This window comes from Frankia sp. R82, assembly GCF_023716925.1.
Taxonomy (GTDB): Bacteria; Actinomycetota; Actinomycetes; order Frankiales; family Frankiaceae; genus Frankia.
In genome coordinates this window covers 71,664-78,439 of sequence record NZ_JAMQQG010000047.1, presented here as the reverse complement: position 1 = coordinate 78,439, position 6,776 = coordinate 71,664, and the positions used below count along the sequence as shown (strand labels likewise).

Annotated in this window: 8 protein-coding genes; 6 read left to right on the top strand and 2 right to left on the bottom strand. The window is 71.7% G+C overall.

What is annotated here, in order from left to right:
* Nucleotides 1–57 precede the first annotated feature (57 nt).
* A complete protein-coding gene (locus ND747_RS12490) occupies nucleotides 58–687 on the bottom strand; it encodes a MauE/DoxX family redox-associated membrane protein (RefSeq protein WP_251733693.1) in 630 nt (209 codons plus the stop codon).
* A gap of 456 nt (nucleotides 688–1,143) precedes the next feature.
* Between ND747_RS12490 and ND747_RS12485 the strand changes: the two genes are divergently transcribed.
* Nucleotides 1,144–1,518 (top strand): DUF3618 domain-containing protein, encoded by a 375-nt coding sequence (locus tag ND747_RS12485; RefSeq protein WP_251733692.1) that lies wholly within the window; start codon nucleotides 1,144–1,146, stop codon nucleotides 1,516–1,518.
* Entirely contained in the window at nucleotides 1,515–2,123 is a 609-nt protein-coding gene (locus ND747_RS12480; protein WP_251733691.1) for a histidine phosphatase family protein, read from the top strand. Before ND747_RS12485 ends, ND747_RS12480 begins: the two co-directional genes overlap by 4 nt.
* A 24-nt stretch (nucleotides 2,124–2,147) precedes the next feature.
* On the opposite strand, the gene ND747_RS12475 is transcribed toward ND747_RS12480, so the two are convergent.
* Complete coding sequence (locus ND747_RS12475; protein ID WP_251733690.1) at nucleotides 2,148–2,585, bottom strand: helix-turn-helix domain-containing protein; 438 nt, start codon at nucleotides 2,583–2,585, stop codon at nucleotides 2,148–2,150.
* 135 nt (nucleotides 2,586–2,720) lie between these two features.
* On the opposite strand from ND747_RS12475, the gene ND747_RS12470 reads away from it, so the two are divergent.
* From ND747_RS12470 to ND747_RS12455, 4 genes are all read left to right on the top strand, one after another.
* Nucleotides 2,721–3,818, top strand: coding sequence for a 4Fe-4S binding protein (locus ND747_RS12470; protein WP_251733689.1), 1,098 nt, complete (start codon nucleotides 2,721–2,723; stop codon nucleotides 3,816–3,818).
* A gap of 230 nt (nucleotides 3,819–4,048) precedes the next feature.
* Nucleotides 4,049–4,720: a cutinase family protein gene (locus ND747_RS12465; RefSeq protein ID WP_251733688.1), complete on the top strand. Its 672-nt coding sequence runs from the start codon at nucleotides 4,049–4,051 to the stop codon at nucleotides 4,718–4,720.
* A 112-nt stretch (nucleotides 4,721–4,832) separates the two neighbouring features.
* Nucleotides 4,833–5,387 carry an NUDIX hydrolase gene (locus ND747_RS12460; RefSeq protein ID WP_251733687.1) on the top strand — a complete coding sequence of 185 codons (555 nt, stop codon included), beginning with the start codon at nucleotides 4,833–4,835 and terminating at the stop codon, nucleotides 5,385–5,387.
* A 32-nt stretch (nucleotides 5,388–5,419) separates the two neighbouring features.
* Nucleotides 5,420–6,292, top strand: a complete 873-nt coding sequence (locus tag ND747_RS12455) for an NAD(P)-dependent oxidoreductase (protein WP_251733686.1) — start codon at nucleotides 5,420–5,422, stop codon at nucleotides 6,290–6,292.
* Nucleotides 6,293–6,776: the final 484 nt, after the last annotated feature.

The following is a 6,776-nucleotide window of genomic DNA, read 5'->3' as shown; positions in this document are numbered from 1 at the left end:
GCGGCGGCCCGGGCGGCGGCGGCCTTCGCCCGCCGGTCCTCGGCGCTCGCCGCTGCCTTACCTTTTGAGACTTTCGAAGCCATCTACGTCACTCCTGCGGTGGTCGGCGGCCGGCATGGCGCCATCGTCCGAGCCAGAATCGTCCAGGCTGGGGTCGTCCAGGCTGGGGTCGTGCGAGGGGTCGAGATCGACCGGTCGGTTCAGCAGACGGTCCACCGTGAGGTAGCCGGCGGGCCGCCAGGCAAGCGCGAGCGCGACGAGCAGCAGCAGGCTGTCGCGGACGAGCTCGGAGGTGTAGTGAGTGGGCGCGTCCGCACCCAGATCGCCGCCGGAGGAGAAGCAGCCGCAGTCGATGCGCAGCCCGCGGGCCGCCGCCGAGGCGATGGCCGCGATGTAGGCCGCGAACATCAGCGCCGACACGACGGCGCCGACCCGCACGGCCAGGCCCACCACCAGCAGCACGCCGAGGGCGATCTCCAGGAACGGCACGGCGTAGGCGACCGGCTGGACCAGCGACTCCGGCAGGATCCGGAACGCCCGCACCGAGCGCAGCATCCCGTCGGGATCGTTGACCTTCAGCAGCCCGGCAGCCAGCCAGACGGCACCCAGGACGAGTCGTAGCGCGGTCGAGGCCACGCGGCCCGCCTGCTGCGACGGGATGCGCAGGCGATGAGCGATCGTGAACATGTCCGTTCCGTTCCTGGTCGAACGTGCCGCGGACACCGGGAAACCCGGGTCGAGTTGCCTGTGCCAACGAGTGGGAACCGGCCCGCTATCCCGATCTGGGCCAGCCGTCACGAACCCGGCCGCGGACTGTGCCCGAATGTCCGATCCGGCCCGATCCGGCCCCGACCGGGCCCGGTCGGGGCCGCCCCGCACGGTTTCAGCGTAGTCGGCACCGGGCCGTCCCCCGGGTGCCGAACGGCCCGCCGTCCGCGGTCCGTCGGCCTGTTTCGCCCGCGCCGCGGTTCGGCGGATGCCCGCCGCGGGTACCCGTCACCACGGATGAGAGGTATGTCCCGACGCGCGCCGTGACGTTTCGCCTCGCCGGGGGGTGGCCGGTCTGGCACGATCGGAACAGGCCGGCCACACCCGACGCGGGACGTCGCGCCGCCACCCGCACCGGACGAGAGGGCAACATTCGTGCCGCAGGACCCGGCCGCCATTCAGCGTCAGATCGAACAGACCCGCGCCGAGCTGGCCGAGACCATCGACGCCATCGCGGAGATCGTGAGCCCTCGCCGCGTCGCCGAACGGGCCCAGGAGCAGCTGCGCGCCCGCACCGCGGAGCTGCGCCAGCGGTACGGCCCGGCGCTCGGTCTCGCCCCGGTGCCGGGCTCGGAGGTGGAGCTGGCGCCCGGGGCGACCTCCGATGCGCCGTCCGGAGTGTCCGCGCAGTCCCCGACGGTCGTGCGGGTCGTGCGCTGGGATCGGGTGGTGCTGGCCGGCAGCTCGATGGTGCTGCTGGTCGGCGGGGTGCGCCGGCGGCGTCGGCGGCGCGCGGTCCGGCGCGGGTGAGCTCCACGCCCCCGCCCGCCCCGGGCCGGGTGGTGCTGGTGCGCCACGGCCAGACGGCCTGGAGCCGCGACGGTCGGCACACTGGCAAGACCGATGTCCCGTTGACCGAAGAGGGCGAGCGGCAGGCCGCGGCGCAGGCCACCCACCTGGACGAGCTGACGTTCGGGCTGGTGGCGACGAGCCCCCGGCGCCGGGCCCGGCACACCGCAGACCTCGCGGGACTGGTCGCCCCGCCGGTGGCCGAGCGCCTGGTCTGGGACGATCTCGCCGAGTGGGACTACGGCGACTACGAGGGCATCACCACCGCGACGATCCGCGAGACCGTACCCGGGTGGACGGTCTGGGACGCCCCGGTACCGGGCGGGGAGACCGTCGAGCAGGTCGGCGCCCGCGCCGACGCGGTGCTCGCCCGGTTGCGCCCGTGGCTGGAACGCGGCGACGTGGCCCTCGTCGGCCACGGGCACATGCTGCGGGTCCTCATCGCCCGCTGGCTGGGCCTGCCGCCGCGGGCCGGTGCGCGGTTCGTGCTGGGCGCAGGCACCCTGTCGGTGCTCGGCCACGAGCACGAGTCCCCCGTGATCGAACTGCTTGGCCTGCCCGGCTGACCGGTGACCCAGCCCAGCGGGCCGTCAGAACACCCGGCCAAGGCGCAGTAGGCGGGTGGTGCCGGCGGCCACCGGTGCGTGGCAGTGCCGGCACACCAGTTCCGGCTCCAGTTCGGCGCCGCAGTCGTGTTCCCAGCGGGTCGGGGGCGGGCCGTCGGTCACGTACCGGTCCCCCCAGTCCGTGAGCGCGAGCAGGATCGGGGCGAGCGCCTGACCGGCCTCGGTGGGGACGTACTCGTAGCGCGGCGGATGCTGTTCGTAGAGCTGACGGGTGAGCACGCCGCGTGCCACCAGGGTCCGCAGGCGAGCCGCCAGGATGTCCCGGCTGGCCCCGGTGTTGCGGGCGATCTGGTCGAACCGGCGTTCCCCGAGGAGCACCTCGCGCAGCGCGAGCAGGCTCCAGCGCTCGCCGATGACGCCGAGCGCGTTCGCGATCGAGCAGTCCCGCCCCCCAGCCGCCATGGCCACAGCCTCCCCGAACCCGTCGACACGCGGAGCCGTACGTCCGAATCTACCGGTTGACCCAACCACGCGGGATGTCCGATAGTCAGTTTGATTTTCCAACCATGCTGCACACGGACCTCTTGGAGCGACCTCATGCCTGCCCAGGACGATCCCGAGGGCCCGGCCGCCCTGCCCGCGCGCCTCGCCGCTCATCCGTCGGTACGCGCCGCGCTCGCCCGCCGGGGCGGATCGGATCCCGCCTGCGGCCTGCCCGAGGTCGTCGACGCCGACTGGCTGCGGGAAGTCGCCCTGCGGGCCGGCGCCGACGACATGGCCGCCGTGCCGATCGACCGGCCCGAACTCGCCGACGAGCGACCACACGTCGAGCGGGCCCTGCCCGGCACCCGGAGCCTGGTCAGCATCGTGGTGCGGATGAACCGGGACAACGTCCGTTCACCCGAGCGCAGCGTTGCCAACCAGGAGTTCCATCACAGCGGCGAGATCGTCAACGCCGCCGCCCGCCGGATCGTGCGTGCGCTGCAGGACGCCGGGTTCCGGGCGGTCAACCCCTCGGCCACCTTTCCCATGGAGATGGACCGCTACCCGGGGCGGATCTGGGTGGTGGCACACAAGACCGTCGCGGTCGCCGCGGGTCTCGGGGCGATCGGTATCCACCGCAACGTCATCCACCCCCGGTTCGGGAACTTCGTCCTGCTCGCCACGCTGCTCCTCGACGCCCCAGTGAGCGCCTACGGGTCCCCCATCGACTACAACCCCTGTCTGGAATGCAAGCTGTGCGTCGCGGCCTGCCCGGTCGGGGCGATCGCCAAGGACGGCGCGTTCGACTTCGTCACCTGCTTCACGCACAACTACCGGGAGTTCATGGGCGGCTTCACCGACTGGGCGGAAACGGTGGCCGACAGCGCCGACGGCGCGGACTTCCGGCACCGGGTGAGCGACGCCGAGAACGCCTCCATGTGGCAGAGCCTGTCGTTTCGTGCGAACTACAAGGCGGCGTACTGCATGGCCGTATGCCCGGCCGGCGAGGACGTGCTCGATCCCTACCTGGCGGACCGCCGGGCGTTCATGGCGCAGGTGCTACGCCCGCTGCAGGACAAGGTCGAGCCGCTCTACGTCACCGCGGGTTCGCCGGCCGCCGAGTACGCCCGCCGCCGCTTTCCACACAAGGAGATCCACCAAGTGGGCGACGCCGGTCGATCCCGACGGCGGAGCGACCCCGACGAACAGTGAGACGGGCGGACACGGTGCCGTGACCCGCACCTGCCACCTGCCACCTGCCACCTGCCACAAAAGCCCAGCTCATGCCCCTGGCGTAGCACCTTCAGGGGATCTTCGGGGCGTTTTCAATATGCACCTCTTGTGCATATTTAGTACGGAAGATATCGTCCAAAACGCACAACAATGGATGGGGGGTACAGGCCGGACCAGCCCGGTCAGGGCTGGCCGACACGGAGGACTTCATGACCGCGAAAAGCATCAAAGCCCTGGGCGTACGGGCCCTGGCTGCCGGCCTGGCCGCCCTGGCCTGCATCATCGGCGGCGGGGTGATGACGGCGGGTACGGCGCAGGCTGCCACCTGCTCCGATGTCGAGGTGGTCTTCGCACGGGCCAGCACGGAGCTTCCCGGGCTCGGGATCGTGGGTACCCCGTTCGTCGACGGAGTGAAGAAGAATCTGCCAGGAAAATCGGTCGGCTCCTATGCGGTCAACTATGCGGCGGACATCACCCAGCTTTCGGCTGGCGCCGGTGCCACGGACATGACCCGGCACGTGACCTCGGTTGCCGCGGCCTGCCCCAACACGAAGTTCGTGCTGGGCGGATACTCGCAGGGAGCAAGTGTCACCGACATCTCGATCGGTATTTTCACCTTCCTCGGCCAGGGCGAGACCATTCCGGCGAACCTGGCGCCACGGGTCTCCGCGGTCGTGGTGTTCGGTAATCCACTGGCCCTGTATTCCGGGCACATCCCGACCTCGAGCCCGGCCTACGGCCCGAAGTCCAAGGAGTTCTGCGAGGCCGGCGATCCGGTGTGTGCCAACGGCGTCAACGGCCTGGCCCACCTGATGTACGCGTTCGACGGCAGCGCGACCGAGGGCGCAAGGTTCGCGGCCACCAGGATTCTCGGCTCCTGAGCCGCCCGAACCCGGCCAGCCGTTCCCTCCGCTCCTGCCGTTCCACCCGGGCCCAACCTCGTGCACCATGCAGGGACGCCTGCTCTCGACGCGGAGGAGGAGCCGTCCCTGCATGGACGCCGCCAACAGCAACACCGACACCGGCAACAGCACCGACACCGGCACCGCGGGAGCCGACCGCCGGCCGGTGCGCCGGGGCGCCGCCCAGGCGTCGACCCTCACCCGCCTCGGTCCGTCCTCGGACCCGCCGTTCGACCGGGTGACGAGCGCGGCGGTGGTGGCGGTAACCGGCGACGGCCACCTCGTCGTCGCCGAGCTGGCGCGCGGGCTGGACATCCCCGGTGGGCATGTGCAGCGGGGCGAGTCGTCGATCGAACAGACCGTGCGGCGAGAGGCCTGGGAGGAGATCCGGGCGCGGCTCGGCCCGTTGTACCCGGTCGAGGTCCTCGAGTCGGACCACTTCGGCCCCACTGATCTCACCTACATGGTGATCCGCACCGCCCGGGTGCATGAGCTCGGCACCTGGGAGAGCACCCACGAGTCCCGAGGGCGTCGGGTCATCACGCCGCAGGACTTCCTGGCTCGCTACCGCGGCGAGGATCCGGCGCTCATGCGCCACCTGGTGACGGCCGCGCTGGCGGTGCTCGCCGCCCGTGCGTCTGCTTGACACCACCTCACCACGCAGTGGAGCGTGGCCCTATGCGGATCGGATTCATCGGCCTGGGTGGGATGGGCAGCGCCATGGCCCGCAACCTGGTCACGGCCGGTCACACCGTGCTGGTGTGGAACCGCTCGCCCGAGCCGGTCGAGCGACTCGTGGCAGCCGGTGCCGTGCCGGCCACCATCGACGAGGCGTTCGCGACCGGCACCGTGCTGAGCATGCTCGCCGATGACCGGGCGGTCACCGAGCGGCTACTGAACCCGGCCGTGCTGGCGAGTGCTCCGGCCGGCGCGCTGCACGTCAACATGGCCACCGTCAGCACGGCCCTGGCCGAGCAGGCGCTGCACGTACACACCGAGCGGGGGCTGCGCTATGTCGCCGCTCCGGTGTTCGGCCGCACCGAGGCCGCCGCCGCCGGCGCCCTCGTCATCGTCACCGCGGGTGAGACGACTGCGCTGGACAGCGTGCGACCACTGTTCGACGTGCTCGGGCGGCGCACCTGGACAGTCGGCGACACCCCGTCCGCCGCGAATCTGGTGAAGATCTTCGGCAACTACCTCATCGCCTGCACGATCGAGGCGATGGCGGAGGCGACCACCGTCATCGAGGCCGGTGGGCTCGACCCGGCCCAGTTCCTCGAGCTGCTGACCGAGGGCCTGTTCACCGGCCCGATCTTCACCGGCTATGGCACGATGATCGGCAACCGCAGCTACGAGCCGGTGAACTTCCGCCTGCCGCTGGGGTTCAAGGACGTTCAGCTGGCCCTGGCCTCCGGGCTGGAACACAACGTGCCGCTGCCTTTCGGCGGGGTGCTGCGCGACGCGTTCGTCGACGCGCTCGCGCACGGCCAGGCCGAACAGGACTGGGCCGCCGTCACCGAGACCGCGCGCCGCCGCGCAGGCCTGACCTGACCTGCTCCCGCCTGGCCTGATCCCGCCTCGCCCGACCGGGCCGGACCACGCCGGCGGGGTCGGCCATGCCGGTGGGATCAGCCGTGTCGACGGGATCAATCATGCCGTCAGCGTCGGCCAGATCATCCGAATCGGCGTAGTCCCAGCTCGGGGACCATTCGTTCGCATGCGGTTCGACCGCGAGACACGGGTTCACGAGCCAGGCTGTGATGTCAACCCCCACGACGCTGGGACCCGAGCCGGCTCGGGTTCAGTGAGCTGGCCACTTACCCGTTCCTATCCCCTGCTGGCGGGCCGCGATACCGATCGACGCCAATCCGACAGACCGGGACTGCCGTCGATCACCGCCGACCACTCCTGACCAGCGCATCCGGCCTGGGGGGGGGGGGGGGGGGGGGGGGGGGGGGGGGGCCGCGCGGGGGGGGGGGCGGGGGGGGGGGGGGGGCGGGGGGGGGGGGGGGGGGGGGGGGGGGGGGGGGGGGGG